We start from the raw sequence: 21026 nt of genomic DNA on the forward strand, positions 1-21026 counted from the left end.
ATGGTTTGGGTTGAGATCGTCCAGCTTACCTGGAGGCTTGCAGCACGACCAACGAATGACCGTGCAGGGGATAGATGCCCATGTGAGGAAAGGTGCGGGCGGGTGCGTCAGGATCGGCGGTGTCGATCACGGTGGTCCACCCAACATCGCGACGACGCGCGCCGAGGCAAAAGGGCACGGGCTCATCGTGAGCATTGAAAAGGATCGCGAAGGTGTCGCCGGTGATTCGTTCTCCCTGGACGCCGGTTTCATCGATCTGGTCACCCGGTAAAACCATGCCCAGGCAATGGGCATGGCCGGACTGCCAATCGCAGTCGGTCATCTCATGGCCGTCGGGCTTTAGCCAGTGGAGGTCCTTGATGTCCTCGCCGTGGATGGCGCGGCCTTGGAAGAAGCGACGGCGGCGGAAGACCGGTTGCGTGCGCCGCAGGTGCAACAGCCGCTTGGTAAAAGCTAACAACGCGCGCTCGTCCGCGCTGTGGTTCCAGTCGAGCCACACCAGCGGCGAATCCTGGCAGTACGGGTTGTTGTTGCCGAGCTGGGTATGTCCGGACTCGTCGCCCGCCCGCAACATCGGCACGCCTTGCGACAGGATCAGCGTGGCCAGCAGGTTCCGCTGCTGGCGCTGGCGCAGGGCGTTGATGGCGGGATCGTTAGTCGGGCCTTCCACTCCGCAGTTCCAACTGTCGTTCTGGTTGTTGCCGTCCCGGTTGTCCTCGCCATTGGCCTCGTTGTGCTTGTGGTCATAGGAGACCAGATCGCGGAGGCTGAAGCCATCGTGGGCGGTGATGAAATTCAGGCTCGCGTGCGGCCGCCGGCCATTGTGTGCGTAGAGATCGCTGCTGCCGGCCAGCCGGCTGGCAAGTTCGCCCACCGTTCCGCCGCGGCCGGTCCAGAAACGCCGCACGCAGTCGCGATACTTGCCATTCCACTCGGTCCACAGCACCGGGAAATTTCCTACCTGATAGCCATTCGGCCCGAGATCCCATGGCTCGGCGATCAGCTTCACCTGCGACAGGACCGGATCCTGGTGGATGATGTCGAAGAACGCGCCAAGTTTATCGACTTCCCACAGCTCGCGGGCGAGCGCACTGGCAAGGTCGAAGCGGAAGCCATCGACATGCATCTCCAGCACCCAATGGCGCAGCGAGTCCATGATGAGCTGCAGCGTGCGAGGATGGCCGACGTTCAGCGAGTTTCCGCAGCCGGTGAAATCGAGGTAGCGCGTGCGGTCGTCGTCGAGCCGGTAATAGGCGGCGTTATCGATGCCGCGGAAAGAAAGCGTGGGTCCCCGGTGATCGCCTTCGGCCGTGTGGTTATAGACGACATCCAGGATCACCTCGATTCCCGCGGCGTGAAGGGCGAGAACCATTTCCTGGAACTCGGCCACCGCTCCCTCCGGGCCGCTCGCGGCATAGCGCGGGTCGGGCGCGAAGTAGCCAAGCGTGTTGTAACCCCAGTAATTCGCACGGCCGGATCGCACCAGATGCGGCTCATCGGCATGGTAATGGACGGGCATCAATTCCACGGCCGTGATCCCCAGCTCTCTCAGGTGGGAAGTGGCAGCTTGCGAAGCGAGTCCGGCGTAGGTGCCGCGCAAGCATTCCGGTATCTCCGGATGCTGCATGGTGAAACCTTTCACGTGCAGTTCATAGACCACCGTCTCATGCCACGGGGTGCGCAGGGGCCGGTCGTCTTGCCAAGCGAAGCTGGTGTCGACCACCCGCGCCAGCGGGGCGTCAGGAGCACTGTCGCTCTCCTCGTCGAAGATCTCCGGTGTCCATCGTACATCGCGGGCGATTGACTTGGCGTAGGGGTCGAGTAGCACCTTGCCCGGGCGGAACAGATGGCCGCTGCCGGGATCGTGTGGGCCGTACACCCGGTAGCCGTAGATCTGCCCGGGGCGGACCTCGGGCAGGTAGCCGTGCCACACTTGATCGTTCTTTTCCGGCAGCACGATCCGCCGCGACTCGGCACGGGCATCCGCGGAGTCGAACAGGCACAGCTCGACCTTGGTCGCGTGATCGGAGAAGAGCGCGAAATTCACACCGCGGCCGTCGAAGGTCGCACCCAGCGGCGATGGCCTGCCAGGCCACACCGGGGCAACCTCTGGTGCTGGCCGCCGCTGGCTCATGGTGGTGAGGGATCGACCAGCGCCGTATCGGGCAGGAAGGGCCGGCCCTCCGCTCCGGCGGTGAGGTTGGCCACGGTCACCCGCGCGATTTCGGCCAGCGCTTCCTTGGTGAGAAACGCCTGGTGTGCCGTGATGAGCACATTCGGGAAGGTCAGCAGGCGGGCGAGGTCGTCGTCCTGCAAGATCTGGCCGGACAGGTCCTCGAAGAACACGCCCTCTTCCTCTTCGTAAACATCGAGTGCCACACCGCCGAGGCGGCCTGTCTTCAACGCTTCGATGAGCGCGCGGGTGTCGATCAGGGCGCCGCGGCTGACGTTGACCAGGATGGTGCCGGGCTTCATCAGCTCCAGCGTCTCCCTGCGGATGATGTGATGGGTTTCCGGCGTCAGCGGCGTGTGCAGCGAGATCACCTCGCATTCGCATGCGACCTCACGCGGGTCGGCATACTCGACGCCATGCTCCGCGGCCCAATCCGGCGAGGGGAAGGGATCATAGGCCAGAACGCGCATGCCAAAGCCACGAAGGATCTGCGCGGTGATGCGGCCGATCTTGCCTGTGCCGACGATGCCCGCGGTCTTGCCGTGGAGATCGAAGCCGACCAGGCCATTGAGCGAGAAGTTGAGGTCATGCACGCGGTTGTTGGCGCGGGGGATCTTGCGGTTGAGCGCAAGCAACAGTGCCACCGCGTGCTCGGCGACCGCGTAAGGGGAATAGGCAGGCACCCGCGTCACCGCGAGTCCGAGTTCCTTCGCAGCCACGAGATCGACGCCATTGAAGCCGGCACAACGCAGCGCCACATGCTTCACTCCGAGCTTCTTCAGCGCCTCCAGGCAGGGCCGGTCAGCATGATCGTTCACGAAGATGCACACCGCCTGCGCGCCCGTGGCGGCCGCGGACGTCTCCGCGGAAAGCCGGCAGTCCATGAAGCGCCAGTCGATTCCCGTTTCCGCCGCGGCGTGAAGCAAGGGCTCGCGGTCATAGGGTTTCGCGTCGAAGACAGTGGTGCGGATCATGATGGGGGGAAGTCTACGACATGCACGCCGGCTGACCAGTGGAAGCGAGGACCGATCGCCACCAGCCGCCGGCCGGATCCAGCCGCTTGACCTGGCTGGTCAGCAACTCGATCGGGACGTGGATGAATCGCTCGTGGAGAAAGCCGATCACCACGCCGGTTTTGCCAGCCATGGCCGCATGGACGGCATTGCGGGCGAAAAGGTCACACAGCAGCGAGTCCTCGCAGTTCGCCGGGCAACTGCGGACCAGATAGCTGGGATCGAAGTAGCGGATCGCCACCGGCAGGCCGACGTCCTTCAGGTGGCGCTCGATGTGCCCGCGAAGGAAAACCCCGATGTCCTTGAGCTTCACGTTGCCAGAGGCATCGCACGCCGCTGCGTCCGCCTCAAGAAAGTCCTGGCCCGCGCCTTCCGCCACGGCGATCACCGCATGCGATTTCGCCAGCATCCGCTGCTCCAGTGCGGCAAGGAAGGGTTCAAGCTTGAAGGGCACCTCGGGAATAAGCGCGAAGTTCACGTCCTGGTTGGCCACCGTCGCGCCAGCGGTGATGAAGCCCGCGTGCCGGCCCATCAGCTTCACCAGGCCAATGCCTCCGGGCGTGCTGCGCGCCTCGGTGTGGGCGCAATCGAGCACTCGCGCCGCTTCCTCCACCGCGCTGAAGAAGCCGAAGGTGCGGGAGACGAAGGCGACGTCGTTGTCGATGGTCTTGGGCACGCCAACCACCGACAGGAGGTGGCCACGGCGAAGGGCTTCCTGATAGAGCGAGTTGGCCCCGCGCTGGGTGCCATCGCCGCCCACGGTGAAGAGGATGTTGATCCCTCTCGAGATCAGGTTGTCGACCGCGCGGCCTATGTCGACAGGTCCCCGGGACGTGCCAAGGATGGTTCCACCCTGCCGATGGATGCCCTCGACGAAGGCGGGAGTGATCTTCACCGGTTCCATTCGCGAGGCCGGATCGAGCCCGGCATAGCCGCCTTGGAAGCCCAGCACTTCTGGCACTCCATAGCCGTAGTGAAGCTCGCAGAACAACGAGCGGATCACGTTATTCAAGCCCGGACAAAGGCCGCCGCAGGTAACGATGCCAGCGCGCGTTTCCCGGGGGTCGAAGAAGATGCGCTCCCGCGGCCCGGCCAGCTCGAAGCAATGCCCGGGATCGGCCGCACACTCGATCCGCTCGGGAATGAGCACGTCATCGCCGACCGTGTGACCGAGACCGGAAGCATGGCGTGCTTGGCCGAGTGAGGGCGTTTGCATGACTCTTGCCAGATCGTGCGCCCGCGTCAGCCACCGGGTCTATTGGACTTTGGTGCAGGGGCTTGCGGTGGGGTGCCCCAGCCGCACCCGCGGTCGGTGACCCCGGTCTGCACAGCCCTGCCGACGCTCGAAGCCAGCAGTCGCTGCGGCACCGCTGCAAACACTACTGGCGGAATTAAAAACTTGAAGGACCAAAGACCCGACGGCATCTAGCCGCTTAGGAGCCAGCGCGGTGCGGAGTTCAAAGTTGGGTTCAGCGTCCTATCAGACTAAAAAACCGGCCTTCCCAACTCACCAGTGATTTTCGTGTAGCGCCTCATGGTTTTCAACTCCATCGCCTTCCTGATCTTTCTGGCGATTGTGCTACTGGCGTACTACCGGCTGGGCCGGCGTGGCCAGAACATCCTGCTAGTGGTCGCGAGTTACGTTTTCTACGGCTGGTGGGACTGGCGTTTCCTCGGCCTGCTTCTGTTCTCCACCTTCTTCGACTACTGGTGCGCGCTGCGCCTGGATTCCCTGACGCATCCCACCCGGCGGAAATGGTTCCTCGCCTTCAGCATGGCGATGAACCTGGGCGTCATCGGGATTTTCAAATACTTCAACTTCTTCGCGGAGGAATTCTCAAAGGTCCTGAATGCCTTTGGCATGAGCGCGGACCTGCCGACGCTCCACGTGATCCTTCCGGTCGGCATTTCGTTCTACACCTTCCTCTCGATGAGCTACACGATCGACGTGTATCGCGGGCATCTGAAGGCGACACGCAATCCGCTGGATTTCATGCTGTACGTGTCGTTCTTCCCGCACCTCGTTGCCGGGCCTATCGTCCGGGCGCAGGACCTGCTTCCGCAGTGCCAGCGCCCGAGGGTGATCGTGAGGGACCAGGTGCTCGATGGGATCTGGCTCTGCCTGATTGGCTACCTGAAAAAGGTGGTGATCGCCGACCGGCTAGCCCCCTTCGTGGACTGGGGATTCTCCACGGGAAGTCCGCCGTTCTCCGACGCCACCTCCTGGCTGGTGTTGTATGCCTTCGCGTTCCAGATTTACGGCGATTTTTCGGGGTATTCGGACATCGCTCGCGGGCTCGCGAAGCTGATGGGCTTCGAACTCGTTCACAACTTCAAGGCTCCTTACCTCACCTCGAATCCGGCGTCGTTCTGGCGGCACTGGCACATCAGCCTGTCCGTGTGGCTGCGGGACTATCTCTACATCCCATTGGGGGGAAACCGCGGAGGATGGCTCAAGACCACCAGAAACCTGATGATCACCATGCTGCTCGGCGGCTTATGGCACGGTGCCGGCCTCGCGTTCCTCGCATGGGGCTTTTTTCATGGGCTGCTGCTGGTGATTCACCGGGGATGGAGCCGGCTAACAGGATCCACCGATACGGATGCCGCCCCCGCCCAATCGACGGCGAGACGACTGCGCACGGTCGTGTATGTAATCGGTTTCTTCCACGTCTCCTGCATCGGTTGGCTCTTGTTCCGCAGTGGGTCGATCCCGGCGAATCTCAGCCAGCTTGATATGATCACCGGCTATCTCGGCACGTTGTGGAAGCCTCCCGTCCAATGGAGTGGCTTCGCCTGGCCGGTAATACTACTGGGGACGACCGCGCTATTGCTGCAATGGAAGCATGCCACCATGGACCGGTTCTCGGAGTGGACTGGTCACCAGCAGGCGGCCGGTGTGGCCGCGGTGCTCACCGCCATCTCCTCACTGGGCGTTTTTGAAGGTTCGTCGTTTATCTATTTCCAGTTCTAACGGATGAAGCCCCGCCTCAAGCCCCTCGCTATCGCCACCCTGCTGCTGACAGCCGGGGGATGGGGCGTCTTCCTGGGGTTCGGCCGGAAGCTGGCGGTGGCAATCGCCCATCGATTCGAAGGAGTCCTCAGCCGCGTCGCCAATGGCAAGTTCGATGACCCGGTTTCCTTCGTCCATGGCCGCCTGGCGGAAGGACTGGCGCTCGCCACGCTGGTCTTCGTGTTGGTTGCCGCCACTCTCTGGATCTGGACTTGGCTGGGCAGACGGAGTTCCTGGGCTCCACTGCGTGGATTGATCGCGGGGGTCGCGGTCTTCGTGTTTCTCAATATCGTCGCTTGGGCGGCGGGACAGACGGTGCTGTTTTGGGCGCTATTCTACGACAAGACGCAGATCGACAACTTCGCCCAATATCACATCAAGCGGGCGCTGATGGATGAGGTCCACGGCAAACGCCGGGCGATCCTGCTCGGCAGCAGCCAGACCAACCGCTCGATCGACGAGGTGCTGATGAACCAGATGATCGGTGACAGGATCTGGACCACGGAACTCACCCAACCCGGCGCGCGCGGCTTCGACCTCTTGACCTTGTCCCGCGACATCCCCCTGCAACGCGGCGACATCGTCATCTGCTATCTATCGGAAATCATGTTCGCCGGATCCGGCAACGGCATCGTGGTGGCGAGTTTCATGAACTTCAGCGAGGTGCCCGACGCGTTCCAGCTCGGCGGATGGAGTCATCTTCCGGGCGAAGCGGTCCGGAGCGGATTGTTAGGCCGGGTGCTGCCTCTCTACCGATACCGCGATTCGCTTTCCAACCGCGTGCTCGGCTGGTCGATCTCGCACCTCGACCAGCAACGGTTCGACCAATCGCTGGAATCCGACCTCGAGGCGCAGGCAATGCGGCGCGCGCCGGAGCTTCGTCTCGACGAGGCGTCCGGCTTTGAACAGATGGCATTTTCCCGGATGGCCGGTGAACTCGCCGACAAGGGCTGCACCTTGCTTGTGATCTCCGGAGACACCCACCCTGCGATGCGGCGGCACGTGAATCCGGAAGTGATCGAGCATCTGGAGCGCTTCCTCACCGACCTGACGAAGAAATATCCACGAAACGTGGTGCTGATCCACGGCAGCGAGTTCTTCAAGCCGACGGACTCGGATTTCGCCGATCTCGTGCACTTCACCGACGCGGCCCAACGACGTTTCTCGCTCAAGCTCTCCGAGTACCTGCGTGACTTTCACGCGGACGACGCACGTTGACTCCGGCGAGACACCAGCCGCTGCGCGTCCGCGCGCTGGGTGGAAATTCCCATCACACGGCGCCGACGTGCTGCATGAGCCCGCCTTGGTTCCAGAAATCCTGGCCGGCGACGATCTGACCATTCTTCACGGTCAGCCAGGTAACGCCTTCGAATTCGATGTCCTTGTTGCTGGGCGGGCATCCCAGGCCGGGTCCGCAGTGGTTGCCGGTGCCCCGCCAGTGGACACAGATCTCGTCGCCTTCGGAGACGCTCTTCAAGAGCTCCACCTTGAGGTCCGGCACGGCTTCCAGAAATTCGCGTTGAAAGGCGATGAAGTCGTCTGGACCGGTCATCGTTCGTCCGCCTTCGAAGATGCCGGTGGCATCCGGGGCCATCAGTTCACGGAGCAAATCCGTATCACGCTTGTTCCACATGTCTCCGAACCAGAGACGACCAACTTCCGAGGGGGTTCGTATGCTCATCAACGGGACAACCTAGTGAGCCGGTGAGGAAAAGCACGATGAATCTTCACCGGTGCTCGATCAGCTCCTCGTGCGGGAAGCGGGTCTTCGGCGTATCCGCAGACTTGTCCTCCGGCGAGCGGTAGCCGGCTGCACACACGACCGAAGTCGAGTAGCCGGTGTCGCCCAGCTCAAGTTCGGCATCGTAGCCGGCGGGGTCGAAGCCTTCGATCGGGCAGGTGTCGATGCCCAGCACCGCGGCGGCGGTCATAAACTGGCCGAGCGCGATGTAAGTCTGGCGGGCGTTCCATGCCTGGCGCGCCTCGCGGTTCATGGCGGCAGCGAAACTCACGATGACATTGCGATAGCCTTCGAGCGTCGAGGGATCGCGATCCTGCACGGCGGCAAGGCGGGTCATGAAGCGATCGACATCCGGCTCGGTCAAATCGGTGCGGGTGGTGAAGAGGACCAAGCGTGATGCCTCCGTGATCTGAGATTGATTCCAAGAGTGCTGGCGCAACCGACCTCGCAGCTCGGGATCGTTGATCACGATGAACTTCCACGGCTGCAGACCGAAGGACGACGGTGCCAACACCAGCGATTGCTCCAGCACATCCCACTCCTCGTCCGGAATCTGCCGCGCCGGATCGAATTTCTTCGTGGCGTAGCGGAAATTGAGCGAGTCGAGTAGTTGGGAGGGAGTCATTGAGTAGAAGATTAGGTGAATTAGGTGAATTAGATAATTAAGTTGATTGGGTGGCGCTTCGAGTCAGTAATCCATCTCTTAATTAACCCAATGTCCCAATTACCCTAATATCTTAATTTCCCTGCGCATCTAGCTTGAACGGCACTGAGGCGGACGGGAAGTCCTTCAGGGTGAAGCTGAAAATCACGCCGAACTCGTCTTCCAGGCGGTTGTCGCGGCGGGTGATGCCCATCGAGGCGACCCACGAATTGAAGTCGCGATGGATGGTATACTGCTGGACTTCCAGCGTGCCGTCATCGAGTTCCCAGAGTTGGAAGGCCCCGACACCCCACTTGTCATTGAGCCGCGCGTAGGTGCGCAGGTCGAGGCGCTGGGAATCGGTCAGCACCGGGTGGTTGTCCAGCAGGCGGTGGCCGATGGAGAACTCCAGGTTTGGGTTCGGCATGAAATTGGCGCGGGCGGCGACTTCCGAGAACCCGGAGCCGTCGTCAATGACCGGGAACTGGGTCTCCAAATTCATCCCGAACCATGGCAACGGATTCCATTTCAGGTCGTTGTAGAGGTTGGAGAAGTTCCGGTTGTAGTCGGGGTCGGTGATGAAGGCGTCGAAGTAGGTGTCCATCGCCAGCCAGTCGAAGCTCTGGCCGTCGCGCTTGGTGATCAACTTGTTGCGCATGCCGAGGCGGACGATGCTCCAGTCGCGCAGGCTATCGATGGCGGTGAAATTCGGCACCGATAGCGGCTGCGGACGGGTGCTGAAGGTCTCGCGGTCCACGGAGGGGAACAACGGATCAAGATCATCCGTCGAGATGTAGGAGAAGCGGGCGTAGGGCTGGAGCACATGCAGCACGCCATCGAGCCCGAGTCGGCGGTTTTCAATGTCGCCAAGGTTCTTGGAGAACTTGAGCGAAGCTTCCATTCCGGCGTGCATGTGGGTGCGGTCCACGGATTTCGCGGCACCATTGACATCCGAGTAGCGGCTGTAGCCGAGGCCCATTTCCGGGGTCAGCGAGAGCCATCCGCCCACGTTCATGGGCATCGAGATTTCCTGATAGGTGTGGAAGCGATTGTAGCCGGGATTGAAGAGCTGGGTGGCCAGACCGGGGATCGCCGGGCTACCGGGCGGCAACGAACGGATCTGCTGGATCAGCTGGCGCTCATAAGCCGGGAGCTGGGAAAGCAGCACCGGCACCAGCGGGTCGCCGGCCGGCAAGGTCAGCAGCGGACGGATTGCCGACATCGAGGCGCTGCCGATTTCTTCCTCGATGACCGAGAAAGAAACCGAGCCCTCATGAAGGATGGGCAGGTTGAAAAGCGGCCGGCGGGCGAAGTCCATCGCGATCTCCGGCAGACGCGTGTCGGAGCGGTAGAACTCATTTGGCCGGACGCGGCCAAACAGGCTGAACAACGTGCCTTCATCCCGGCGGAATAGCCCGATCGTGTTGTCCGGGTTCGGATCGCTGCGGAAGAGGTCTGGATTGAAGTCCTCCAGGTAATAATTGTCGCTGAGGATGTTGAGGTTCGCATCGAAGCGCCACTCGGCGTCCTTTTCCAACTCCAGCGGCACCCGGTGCTGGAGGGCGAGGCGGTAGCGGTCCTCATTGACGAAGCCGCGGGTGATCCCGGTACGGCTGATGTCGGGGTTGAGGTCGTTCGTGTAGTAGAGCGAAAGGCCGGTGAGGTTCGGATTGTCCTCCAGCCGCTTGTCTGTCAGATCGACGCCGGTGCCGACGCCGCGGCGGGTGCGCAGGTCGAAATGCCAGCGTGAGAGCAACCAGGCGTCCTCATTCTCGCCGGTCTCCGGATTCGGGCGACCGCCGAGCATGATCCCGTAGCTATTGAGCAGGAAGGCACCCCAGTTCGAGCGGGCACCGGGGACGAAATGATAGCCGAGGTCGGTATCGAGCGGCTGGGAAAGGTAGGGCAGCCAGAAGATCGGCGTGTCGCCGGCGTAGAGACGCAGGTTCTTGAAGGTGACCTTGTCGTCCGGATAGACCGTCGTTTCCTTCGCCCGCAGCCAGAAGCCCGGGTTTTCCACGTCGTGGGTGGTCACGCCGGCATCGCGGCCGACGTAGACCTGCTTGCCGTTGCGTTCCTCGATGGTGAATTGACCGGCTTCCAACAGGAGCGGGTCGACCCCGGCGCGCAGGCCGGTCGCGTCGAACTTCTCCTGGCCCCAGTAGTAGATCACTTGTTCGCCGCGCTGCAGCAGGCTGCCGCGGTACACGCTGACATTGCCCGTCATGGTGACGGTTTCCGACTTGGTGTCGGCGATGGCGTGGTCGGCGTAAACCTCCATGCCGTCCTCGGTGGTCAGCTTGACCGAGCCATCGACGTAGAATTTCATCTCCTTGCCCTCCCAGCGCGCCTTGTCGGAGCGCAGCTTCATCCCGTTGTCGGTATCGGCGTAGAAGGGACCGGAGAACTGGGCGACGGCGGTCTGTGCGTCATAGACAACCGACGGGCCCTCGTCGCGGATCTGGATGTTTTTCGGGATGCCGAAGTTGCCCGCGGTCGGGTCTCCCGGGAACAGATTGATGCCTTCGGGCACTGGCACGGGGCCAATGGGCAGCGGGGCTTCGGCGGGCGGGGTGGGGTTGACTTCCGGCAGGACTTCGGGGTCCTGCGCGGCGAGTCTGAGCGTGGTAACAAAAATGGCGGGGACAACGGCAACCCTCATCGTGGCGGGATGAGACGGGGTCGCTGGATTCAAGTAAAGGGCAAAGCCCGAAAGCGGTTGCAGGACGGGCCGGCACGCGGAACATGAGGGGAAATGGAAGGCTCGTTAGGGATCGTCGGCGCGTCCGGCTTCGTCGGCCGCCAACTGGCGCGCCAAGCGACGGCCGCCGGCTGGAAGGTGTGCGGATTCAGCCGGCAGGCGAGGGGACCGGAGCCCGGGATCCCGGCGTGGCGCGAGTGGTCGGAAAGCCCGGACCTGCGCGGCCTGACGGCGTTGGTCAATCTGGCCGGCGAACCGATCAACCAGCGTTGGACGGCGGAGAACAAGCGGCGTTTCCACGAGAGCCGGATCGGCGTGACGGAATCGCTACGCCGCGGTGTCGAAAAGCTTGCCGAAGAAGAGCGCCCGCGAGTGTTGGTAAATAGCTCAGCCGTCGGGATTTACGGGGACCGTGGCGACGAGATTCTCGAGGATGACGCCAAGTCCGGCACCGGCTATCTTGCGGACCTCTGCCGGGATTGGGAAGTGGCGGCCGATGGGGTGGCGGGCCTCGGCCTGCGGGTGATGAAATGGCGGATCGGCGTGGTCCTTGGCCGCGAGGGAGCCTCCTTCAAACAGATGCTGTTGCCCTTCCGCCTTGGCCTCGGCGGACGACTCGGGCCGGGCACCCAATGGATGCCGTGGATCCACGTGGAGGATCTCGCGGGCTCGATGCTGCACGGCATCGGCCACGCATCGCTCGTCGGTCCGGTCAATGGCAGCGCCCCCGAGCCGGAACGGAATGCGGACTTCACCCGGAAGCTGGCGAAAGCACTGAAGCGGCCCGCGTTCATGACGGTTCCGCCGTTCGCGCTGAAGATGGTGATCGGAGACTTTTCGGCGGCGGCACTTTCGAGCCTGCGCGCGGTGCCGCGTGCGCTGCTGGATAGCGGCTACCGGTTCCGCTATCCCACGCTGGAGATGGCCTTGGAGGAACTTGTTGGAGTCCACTGAGGAGCTGGCGCGACCATTCGCGATGCAGAGAGTTTCAGTCCATGCAACCCCTGTCTCCCATGAAGATATCGCCTCATCTCCTCCTCGTCGTTCTCGGATCCATGGCCCTCTCAAGCTGCGCCGAAATGGCGGTCGGCCTGGCCTCCGCTGCTCTCGATAGCGCCATCGACAGGGATCGGGAGAAGGACGGCGTGCGCGCACATCTCCGTCACGGCGACACGGTGGAGGAAGCGCAAAGGGCGGCCTCCGATGACCGGTTTTTCCAAGAGATGGAATCGACGTGGCTCGAGTAAGCGGGCTAACAGCCCCGTGAAGTGATCTTCGGAACCCCGCTCAACGGCACACTCGTGTGCAGCTTGTTTTGGATAGGATGATGGTTTCCGGCCGGAAGATATGGGAGCGTTTCCCATGAGTGAGGAGGTTTTCCGATAACCCGCCCGCTTCACAAGCGGCAGAGAATCAATCGGGAAGGGCGTATCCTCAGGCGAGGTGATCGGGTTTCATGACAAGGGTTTGCGATCTGCCAGCCGGGAAATTGCGAATTCATCCCGCGGCTGCTAGATCGCCGTGCGGCTTGGCCAGCCGTTCCCCGCAATTTCCCTCCACCGCCAATGAGCTCCCTCCGATGGTTTGTATCCGTGCTGATGGTGCTATGCACCACGTCCCTTTTCGCGGTTCCGGGCGATCCTGATGGTCTTGATGCGAACGTCACGGGCACGACGGTCCAGGTCGCCGTAACCCAAGCGGACGGGAAGATCCTGCTGGGCGGCAATTTCAGTTCCGTTCATGGCGTGGCCCGCAGCCATATCGCCCGGCTAAATGCCGACGGCACGCTCGACGCGGGATTCGACCCGAAAGCGAATGACGAGGTCCGCTGCATCGCCCTTCAGGATGACGGGAAGATCCTTATTGGGGGCACATTTACCACCCTGCAGCCGAACGGTGCTGAAGCCCCGGTAGCACGAAGCCGCTTCGCTCGATTGAATCCCGACGGAAGCCTGGACACCAGCCTGAGTGCGGGGGTGAACGGTGCCGTTCTCGCGCTCTGCCTGCAGGCGGACGGCAAGTTGTTGTTAGGCGGTGCATTCACGAATTTCCAGCCGCATAGCGCCGCGGCATTCACCCAGCGCTTCAGGATCGCGCGGATGAATGTGGACGGCACGCTGGACAGTGGATTCGATCCCAAGGCGAACAGCGGCGAGGTCCGCAGCATCGTGGTTCAGCCGGACAAGAAGGTGCTGCTCGCCGGCACCTTCACCCAACTCCAGCCAAACGGCGGATCGAGCGTAAACCGCAGCCGGATCGCACGCGTGAACGAGGCGGGCACCGTGGATAGCGCGTTCAATCCCAGTGCGAACAGCGTGGTCGATGTCATCGCCTTGCAAGCGGACGGCAGCATCCTGCTCGGGGGAGCCTTCACCCAGGTGGGCTCGTTGTCGCGCAGCTTCGTCGCCCGGATCAACTCGGCAGGCAGTGGCGATTCCACCTTCAATCCCCGCCCTGATGCGCGGGTCTATGGGATCGCCGTGCAAGCGGACCAGCGGATCGTCATTGGCGGGGTATTCACGACCCTGCAACCGGTCGGTGCAACGATCCCGGTATCCCGAGGGCGCGTGGCCATGCTGCTTGCCAACGGCACTCTGGCACCCGGCTTCGATCCGGCAACTGACGGCCCGGTGTATGGGGTCTCGCATCAGTCGGAAGGGAAGGTGCTGGTCTCCGGGGCGTTTGGCGCGCTCCAGTCAAATGGCGCCGCTTCCCCGGTCACGCGGCTGCGCTTGGCTCGCGTCGAGAATGCCTCCGCAACTAGTGCGATCATGGCCAGTTCTCCGTCGCGGGTGTGGTGGTCGAGAGGCTCAGCCGCTCCCGATGCCGGGCGGGTCGCGTTCGACCTCAGCGAGGATGGAGGAGAGACCTGGAGCAAGGTGGCTGATGCTTCCCGCATCGGGAGCACCGCCAATTGGGAAGCGCTCGGGCTGACACTTCCATCCAGCGGCATGATCCGGGCGCGTGGGACGACCACGGGCGGGCTCTCGAACGCGAGCCAGGGGATGGTCGTGCAGATGTCTCCCTTCAGCTTGATACCGGACATCCGGATCGAGCATCCGGATGGCTCGCTCCTGACTGCTGGATCGAGCATTCCTTTCGGCGACTACGAGCCGGGATCGAATGTGCGGGAGGTGATCGTGCGGAATACCGGAAACCAGCAGCTTGATGGCCTGGGAATCACGATGGGAGGCGATGATGCCGCCTTGTTCCAAGCGTCCGGCTTGCCCGCCGGAGGAATTGCACCGGGCGGCATGGCCACGGTCAGCGTGACCTTCCAGCCCGTAGCTGAGGGAACCGCCGAGGCGACGATGACCATTGTGAGCGACGATCCGGACGAAGGTTCGATCGAGCTGCTTTTGACAGGTTCGGCAGAGGGGCCGGATCTCGTGGTGGAAACTCCGCCGGGAACGGTTTTTGAAAGTGGAAGCACCTTGGATCTCGGGGAAGTTCAATTGGGAGCGAGAGTCTCAGCGACTGTCCGGCTGCGCAACGATGGCGACTTTCCCCTGACAGGGATCGGAGCCCTTCTGGACGGGGCAAATGCTGCGGAATTCGATCACGGGGCGCTGCCTTCCCTTCTCGAGCCCGGTGCCGAGGCCACCTTCGAACTGACATTTTCCCCGATGGGAACGGGTGAAAGGGAAGCGACTCTCCATATCTCCAGCAATGATGCCAGCACGCCGGACTTCGGGTTGATCTTGGACGGCAGTGGGGGCGATACGGTGACGGCTTCGTTCGACGCCTTGTCGGATGTGATCCTGTCGCTTCCCGCATTCGATGCCACCGGCTTGACGCTCGGACCGCTGGCGCTTGGCTTTTCTCCGGTGGCGGGCACCCAACTCCGGATCGTGGACAACACCGGCCCGGATCCGATCACCGGGACCTTCGCGAATCTCGCGGAAGGGGCCACGGTGACCGCGAATTTCGGCGGCCACACTATCTCGTTCACGGCGAGCTATACGGGAGGCGACGGGAATGACCTGGTCCTCACCGCCGCGACTTCCGGAGGGCAGTTCATTCTCTTTCCGGAGATCCCCGCGAAGACGATTTCCTCGGTTCCCTTCGCTCTCGCCGCCACCGCCTACAGCGGACTTCCCGTGACCTATGAAATCGTCGCGGGAGCAGGCATTGCCACGCTTGCCGCTGATACCGTGACGCTGGCCGGCACCACCGGCACCGTGACGGTCAGGGCAAGCCAGGGCGGGGGCAACGGCTTCGATCCGGCAGAGGCCGTTTACCGGAGCTTCACGGTGATGGAGGCGAAGTTTGTCGCGATTTCGACCTTCTGGGACTTCGGCCTGGCGCTGCGCAGTGACGGCAGCTTGTGGGCCTGGGGTAGTAACGAGCACGGGCAACTCGCGGACGGAACCACCGATCCGCAGGACCGTCTGGTCCGGATCGGCACCCAGACGGATTGGGCGAAGATCGCCGCTGGCGGGCATCACGCCGTGGCGATCAAGACCGATGGCACCCTGTGGCTGTGGGGCATGGGCGGTTACGATGCGGAGGACGACGGGCTGGATCCGCCCTATCTGGAACCGGTGCAGGTAGGCAGCGATTCGGATTGGTCGGAGGCCTCCGGTGCCTACGGGTATGCGGAGACGACATTCCTGATCAAGGAGGATGGCACGCTGTGGATCCTGGATACGAATTCACTCGCTGCCGGGAACATGGATGAAGCCCCGGAGCAAGTGGGCTCGTCGGCCGGTTGGGTGGCGGTTTCATCAGGGGACAACTATCATCTCGCGCTGAAGGAGGATGGCACCTTGTGGGCGATGGGTTCCAACGATTCCGGGCAGTTGGGTGACGGCACGACGACGATGAAGCCGAATCTGGTGCAAGTCGGTTCCGATGACGACTGGGCGAAGATTTCAACCGGTTACAACCACAGTCTGGGGATCAAGGAGGACGGGAGCCTTTGGGCTTGGGGTGCCAACGATGATGGCAAACTGGGGGACGGAACCGAGACGTTCCGCGCTTCCCCGGTGCGGATCGGAGATGACACCGATTGGTCAAGCGTGTCCGGCGCGTTCAACGATACCTTCGCCACGAAAGCGGACGGGACCCTCTGGGCCTGGGGACTCAACGAATATGGAACGCACGGCGACGGCACCCGGGAGGCGCGGCTGGTGCCTACACGGGTGGGTGACCGGAGCGACTGGACCGCGGTGGACGGGAACTATTACCACACGGTCGGGCTGACCGCTGATGGCGCGTTGTGGTTTTGGGGCCAATATGAAGACGAAGGGGTGATCCACCCCCCGGATTGGAGCCGGCATGAGACCTTGTCCCCGGTGACGGGAGGGAGCTACTTCCCTGTCAAATCCGCTGCCTCGGGAGTATTTCACACCTTGATCGTGGGCCGGGATGGCACTCTCCGCGCCACCGGCAAAAACGGCGAAGGCCAACTCGGCGACGGCACCACCCATGACAGGAGCGAACCGGTAGCGATCGGGTCAGGGGGCGGATGGTCCCGGGTGAATACCGGTTATTGGGCCGGTAGCTTTGGCGTGAAGGACGATGGCACGCTCTGGGAGTGGGGGAACTTTTTCAACGGGGATCACCACATCACCCCGGACCAGATCGGCACGGAGAGCGATTGGTCAGTGATCGCCGCAAATTGGGGGAATGGCACGATTGCGCTGAAGACCGATGGCACCCTGTGGCGCTGGCCGGACGGAGGGGATGAATTACAGCCCTTGGGAGAAGACGCCGACTGGGCTGCCGTGGCCACCACCAACGGTTGGCCGCTCGCACACCACTACGCGCTGAAGCAGGATGGCACGCTGTGGTCGTGGAGCTGGCCGCCCTTTGCCTTCTCGCCCGAACAGGTGGGCACCGATCATGACTGGGCGAAGATTGTCACGAGCGGCTGGACCCTCCTGGCACTCAAGGCGGATGGCACCCTCTGGGAGTGGAGCCAAAGCGCTGGGGGGCAGTTGGTGCAGGTAGGGGGCGACGATTGGGTCGATATCGCTTCCACTCCGATAAACTACGTGGGACTCAAGAGAGATGGGTCTTTATGGGCATGGGGCAACAACGAGTATGGCCAGCTTGGTGATGGCACGACCGTGGATCGCCTCGCTCCGCAGCGGATCGGAACGTCGAATGCCTGGCAGTCGCTGGTGCCCTCACAGGGCTACGGCAGCATCCTCGCCATCGCACGGGATGAATCGCTATGGGGGATTGGCTGGAATGGCGATGGCAAGCTCGGCGCGGCAGGTCGCAAGTCCTACGTTCCGGATCGGCGCATCCCGGGCCAAGCGGCTCAAACGGTCTCGCTCACCCCGCTGCCCGCGCCCGTTTTGGGCATTCCGTTCACAGTATCCGCTACAGTCACCAGCGGCTTGCCGGTGCGCTTCGGCGTTTCCGGGCCGGCGACGATTGAAGGCGATCAAGTCACGGTGACCGGCCAGGGATCCGTAAGCGTCGTCGCCTGGCAAGAAGGTGACGCGAACTGGCTGGCAGCTGAGCCGATCTATCAAACCGTGGCCTTGCCGGCACCGTATATCAGGGTAGAGCGGTCGCCCTTCAATCCATTGGCCTCTGGAGCGGCGGTGGAACTCGGAGTGGTGGTGATGGGGAGTGCGTTGCGGGAGGCCTTCATGATCCGCAATTTGGGAGAAGAAGAGCTCGAAGGGATCAGCCTCTCGTTCGCGGGTGAGGATGCGGCGTTGTTCTCGGTCTCCACTGCTCCGGCACCTTCGATTCCCGCGGGTGGCTCGACGCTCTTCAGGGTCCGCGTCGCTCCGGACAGTCCCGGCATCAAGTCCGCCCGGGTGGAAATCGCCAGCAACGATCCGGAAGTGAATCCCTTCGTCATTCATCTAACAGGCTCAGGGAAGGATACGATTGAGGCGGAGTTCGTGTGGCCGACAGACATCGTCGTTTCCACGGACATCTTCACGGCTACCGGAGTGCGGCTCGACACCTTGGTGCTCGGCTTTTCTCCCACCGCCGGAGACCGGCTGACGCTCGTGGAGAGCACGGGTGTGGAGCCGATTAGTGGCATCCTCGATGGCCTGCCGGAGGGTGCCGTGGTATCGGCCAGTCATGGTGGACTCAACCACGACTTCACCGTGACGTATCAGGGTGGCGATGGGAACGATCTGGTCCTGGTTTTCGCGGGAAGTCGTCCCATTCTGGCGGTCGATCGCATCAGCCCGAAGGATGTCGGACATCCTCCCTTCCAGTTGCCGAACCTTGAGATCGCCGGGATTCCGGTAATCTATGAGGTCGTCGCCGGCGGTTCGCTCGCGAGCCTGGCTGGCCGCACGGTTAGCCTCAGCGGCAATACCGGTGGGGTGACCATCCGGGTTTCGTGGCCGGGTGCCGGCGACCTGCTTCCCGCGGTGGATCAATACCTCACCTTTCCCGTGTTCGTCGCGTTTGAGAAGGTGGCTGCACGGCGCGAGCGCTCCCATGCCTTGCGGAACGATGGAACCCTGTGGTCGTGGGGGGATAACATGGAAGGCGAGCTGGGTGACGGCTCCGGCGTTGACCAACACGCTCCCGTCCAGATCGGAGGCTCATCCGACTGGGCCGATATTTCCGCCGGCTATCGTCATACGATCGCATTGAAGGAGGATGGAACGCTTTGGACCTGGGGGGATAATGACGAGGGGCAATTGGGAGACGGGACGACCCAATACCATGATACTCCTTCGCAGGTGGGCACCGCCTCGGATTGGGAGCAAATTTCCGGCGGTGGCGATCACACGCTCGCGATCAAGAGCGACGGGAGCTTGTGGGCGTGGGGCGGACAGAGCCACGGCCAGTTGGGCGACGGCACCACGGATAGCCGTTGGAGTCCCGTGAGGATTGGGACGGACACGGACTGGCAGGCCATTTCGGCGGGCGGGCGGCATTCCGTCGCGATCAAGGAAGACGGCACGTTGTGGACATGGGGAAGCAACGGCGATGGCCAGCTTGGCGACGGAAGCGGGCTCCCGGAAGCGAGCCCGAAACAGCTCGGCTTGGAGACTTCATGGACGGCGGTCTCAGCGGGCAATGCCCATACCCTCGCGCTGCGCTCGGATGGATCGATGTGGGCGTGGGGGAGTAACCAGCTTGGCCAGTTGGGAGACGGGACCCTCGATCCGAAGAATAGTCCGGTGCAGGTCGGAACCGACTCCGACTGGGCCGGGATTGACGCGGGCAACTACCATTCGCTCGGGTGGAAAAGCGCTGGCTCCCTCTGGTCGTGGGGTAACAATCAGTATGGTCAACTGGGCGATGGGAACTGGACGAATTCCGAGACTTGGGTCAATTCCAGCGTTCCGGTGAGGGCTGGTGATACGGTCGCGTGGGCAATGGCCGTGACGGGCAGTGTGCATTCAGTCGGCTTGGGAGTGGACGGGTCCGTTTGGACCTGGGGCTACAATGGCGAGGGCGCCCTGGGCACTCCGCCCGCGGGACCGGTGCCGGAGCCACGCATGATCTTGCCGGTGGCGCTGCTACAGCAGATCGATTTCCCGACGGTGACCATTCCCGGATTCGGGATGCCGATCCCGCTTGCGGCGACTGCGACAAGTGGTTTGCCGATTCGCTACGAGGTCAGCGGACCTGCCGTGATCCACGGCAGCCTTCTCACGATCACTGGTCCCGGTGATATGGAGGTGAGAGCCTGGCAGGATGGGGATGCGACTTGGCTGGCCGCGGATCCGGTGGTCGCGACCCTAGTCCCTGGCGAGCCCGACATCGTGATCGAGTCCGATGGCGGTCCGCTTTCCAGTGCCGACATCGTGACCTTCGGCGAGGTGGCCACCGGCTCTGAGCTGGTCCGCGAATTCACGATCGCAAATCCAGGGACGGCTCCGCTCAATGGCATCGCGATCACCATCTCCGGTGTCGATGCCGAGGCATTTTCGATTGTCGGGACACCGTCTCCCGATCTCGCCATCTCCGCGTCCGCTGCTTTCTCCATCGCTTTCTCGCCATCGTCAGATGGTGAGAAACAGGCGGTCCTTGAAATTGCCAGCAGCGACCCCGACGAAGGCACATTTTTCCTTCAGCTCACGGGCACGGCGCGGCCGGCCGAGCAGATCTTCGATTCGTGGAGTGAGGGCAACGACCTCGCCGGTGACGACGCTTTGCCGGACGCGGTCCCATTCGGCGACGGCGTGTCGAACCTGCTGAAATACGCCTTCAACATGAACGGCAGCGGGCCCGATGTCAGCGTGCTGGTTCCCGGTGGCGGCACCTCCGGCTTGCCTTCCTTTGTCTTCGACGAAGGCGGCGCGGAGACGGTGTTGCGTCTCGAGTTCCTGAGGCGCAGGGGTAGCGGCCTCATCTACACGCCAAAGGTTTCCGCCACGCTGGAGCCCGGTTCCTTCGTTCCCATGTCTGGAGATGTGGTCGTGGTGCCGATCGACGAGCATTGGGAACGCGTCCTGGTGGAAGAGCCCCGGGATTTTTCTTCGCTTCCCACCGGTTTCGGGATCGTCGAGGTGAGTTTGCCTTAACGGAAATGCCAGGCGTGCGCCGGTTGGTCAGCTTGTCGCGCGGGTCGCTTCGGGATGTCGCGGCGGTGGTCAGGCTTGTCGCGGTGTGGGATTCATCGACGAAAGGATTCGCATTGGAAATCAACGGATTGCGAGTTCGATCGGCGCTGGCATCACGCCTGCAATCTTAGAGTCGCAATTGGAATTCACCGCCGGAGTGCGGCGGGGGTCCCAAGTGCCGGAAGCAAGCGGGGAAGACGGGCCCGGTGCTTTCGCCAACGATAGCAACGATCCGT

Annotated in this window: 11 protein-coding genes; 5 read left to right on the forward strand and 6 right to left on the reverse strand. The window is 62.7% G+C overall.

The window, feature by feature from the left end; genetic code table 11:
• Window positions 1-25: 25 nt before the first annotated feature.
• From glgX to OKA05_RS01820, 3 genes are read right to left on the reverse strand one after another with little or no spacing between them, the layout of a single operon-like run.
• Window positions 26-2134, reverse strand: a complete 2109-nt coding sequence (gene glgX / locus OKA05_RS01810; RefSeq protein WP_264485377.1) for a glycogen debranching protein GlgX — start codon at window positions 2132-2134, stop codon at window positions 26-28.
• A complete protein-coding gene (locus OKA05_RS01815) occupies window positions 2131-3144 on the reverse strand; it encodes a 2-hydroxyacid dehydrogenase (RefSeq protein WP_343226942.1) in 1014 nt (337 codons plus the stop codon). Before OKA05_RS01815 ends, glgX begins: the two co-directional genes overlap by 4 nt.
• Window positions 3145-3160: 16 nt before the next feature.
• Entirely contained in the window at window positions 3161-4402 is a 1242-nt protein-coding gene (locus tag OKA05_RS01820) for an ATP-dependent 6-phosphofructokinase (protein ID WP_264485379.1), read from the reverse strand.
• A 318-nt stretch (window positions 4403-4720) separates the two neighbouring features.
• Between OKA05_RS01820 and OKA05_RS01825 the strand changes: the two genes are divergently transcribed.
• Window positions 4721-6160 carry an MBOAT family O-acyltransferase gene (locus OKA05_RS01825; protein ID WP_264485380.1) on the forward strand — a complete coding sequence of 480 codons (1440 nt, stop codon included), beginning with the start codon at window positions 4721-4723 and terminating at the stop codon, window positions 6158-6160.
• A 3-nt stretch (window positions 6161-6163) separates the two neighbouring features.
• Window positions 6164-7417, forward strand: coding sequence for a hypothetical protein (locus OKA05_RS01830; RefSeq protein ID WP_264485381.1), 1254 nt, complete (start codon window positions 6164-6166; stop codon window positions 7415-7417).
• A gap of 52 nt (window positions 7418-7469) precedes the next feature.
• On the opposite strand, the gene OKA05_RS01835 is transcribed toward OKA05_RS01830, so the two are convergent.
• The 3 genes from OKA05_RS01835 to OKA05_RS01845 form a co-directional block, all read right to left on the reverse strand.
• Complete coding sequence (locus OKA05_RS01835; protein WP_264485382.1) at window positions 7470-7880, reverse strand: ester cyclase; 411 nt, start codon at window positions 7878-7880, stop codon at window positions 7470-7472.
• Between the two features lie 46 nt (window positions 7881-7926).
• Window positions 7927-8565 carry an NAD(P)H-dependent oxidoreductase gene (locus tag OKA05_RS01840; RefSeq protein WP_264485383.1) on the reverse strand — a complete coding sequence of 213 codons (639 nt, stop codon included), beginning with the start codon at window positions 8563-8565 and terminating at the stop codon, window positions 7927-7929.
• A gap of 112 nt (window positions 8566-8677) precedes the next feature.
• Window positions 8678-11245, reverse strand: coding sequence for an LPS-assembly protein LptD (locus OKA05_RS01845; protein ID WP_264485384.1), 2568 nt, complete (start codon window positions 11243-11245; stop codon window positions 8678-8680).
• A 93-nt stretch (window positions 11246-11338) separates the two neighbouring features.
• On the opposite strand from OKA05_RS01845, the gene OKA05_RS01850 reads away from it, so the two are divergent.
• The 3 genes from OKA05_RS01850 to OKA05_RS01860 all read left to right on the forward strand — a co-directional run bounded on the left by OKA05_RS01850 (window position 11339) and on the right by OKA05_RS01860 (window position 20751).
• On the forward strand, window positions 11339-12238 hold the full coding sequence (locus OKA05_RS01850; protein ID WP_264485385.1) for a TIGR01777 family oxidoreductase: 900 nt from the start codon (window positions 11339-11341) through the stop codon (window positions 12236-12238).
• Window positions 12239-12297: 59 nt separating this feature from the next.
• Window positions 12298-12531: a hypothetical protein gene (locus tag OKA05_RS01855; protein WP_264485386.1), complete on the forward strand. Its 234-nt coding sequence runs from the start codon at window positions 12298-12300 to the stop codon at window positions 12529-12531.
• A gap of 318 nt (window positions 12532-12849) precedes the next feature.
• The gene (locus tag OKA05_RS01860) at window positions 12850-20751 is read left to right on the forward strand and encodes an RCC1 domain-containing protein (protein WP_264485387.1); all 7902 of its coding nucleotides are present in this window, start codon (window positions 12850-12852) and stop codon (window positions 20749-20751) included.
• Window positions 20752-21026: the final 275 nt, after the last annotated feature.

The organism is Luteolibacter arcticus (assembly GCF_025950235.1).
GTDB classification, from domain to species: domain Bacteria; phylum Verrucomicrobiota; class Verrucomicrobiia; order Verrucomicrobiales; family Akkermansiaceae; genus Haloferula; species Haloferula arctica.

What these genes read in the sequence shown, in the direction of transcription:
- glgX (WP_264485377.1), bottom strand. Translation starts at nt 2,134, where the DNA reads ATGAGCCAGCGGCGGCCAGCACCAGAGGTTGCCCCGGTGTGGCCTGGC.
- OKA05_RS01820 (WP_264485379.1), bottom strand. Translation starts at nt 4,402, where the DNA reads ATGCAAACGCCCTCACTCGGCCAAGCACGCCATGCTTCCGGTCTCGGT.
- OKA05_RS01825 (WP_264485380.1), top strand. Translation starts at nt 4,721, where the DNA reads ATGGTTTTCAACTCCATCGCCTTCCTGATCTTTCTGGCGATTGTGCTA.
- OKA05_RS01830 (WP_264485381.1), top strand. Translation starts at nt 6,164, where the DNA reads ATGAAGCCCCGCCTCAAGCCCCTCGCTATCGCCACCCTGCTGCTGACA.
- OKA05_RS01835 (WP_264485382.1), bottom strand. Translation starts at nt 7,880, where the DNA reads ATGAGCATACGAACCCCCTCGGAAGTTGGTCGTCTCTGGTTCGGAGAC.
- OKA05_RS01840 (WP_264485383.1), bottom strand. Translation starts at nt 8,565, where the DNA reads ATGACTCCCTCCCAACTACTCGACTCGCTCAATTTCCGCTACGCCACG.
- OKA05_RS01845 (WP_264485384.1), bottom strand. Translation starts at nt 11,245, where the DNA reads ATGAGGGTTGCCGTTGTCCCCGCCATTTTTGTTACCACGCTCAGACTC.
- OKA05_RS01850 (WP_264485385.1), top strand. Translation starts at nt 11,339, where the DNA reads ATGGAAGGCTCGTTAGGGATCGTCGGCGCGTCCGGCTTCGTCGGCCGC.
- OKA05_RS01855 (WP_264485386.1), top strand. Translation starts at nt 12,298, where the DNA reads ATGAAGATATCGCCTCATCTCCTCCTCGTCGTTCTCGGATCCATGGCC.
- OKA05_RS01860 (WP_264485387.1), top strand. Translation starts at nt 12,850, where the DNA reads ATGAGCTCCCTCCGATGGTTTGTATCCGTGCTGATGGTGCTATGCACC.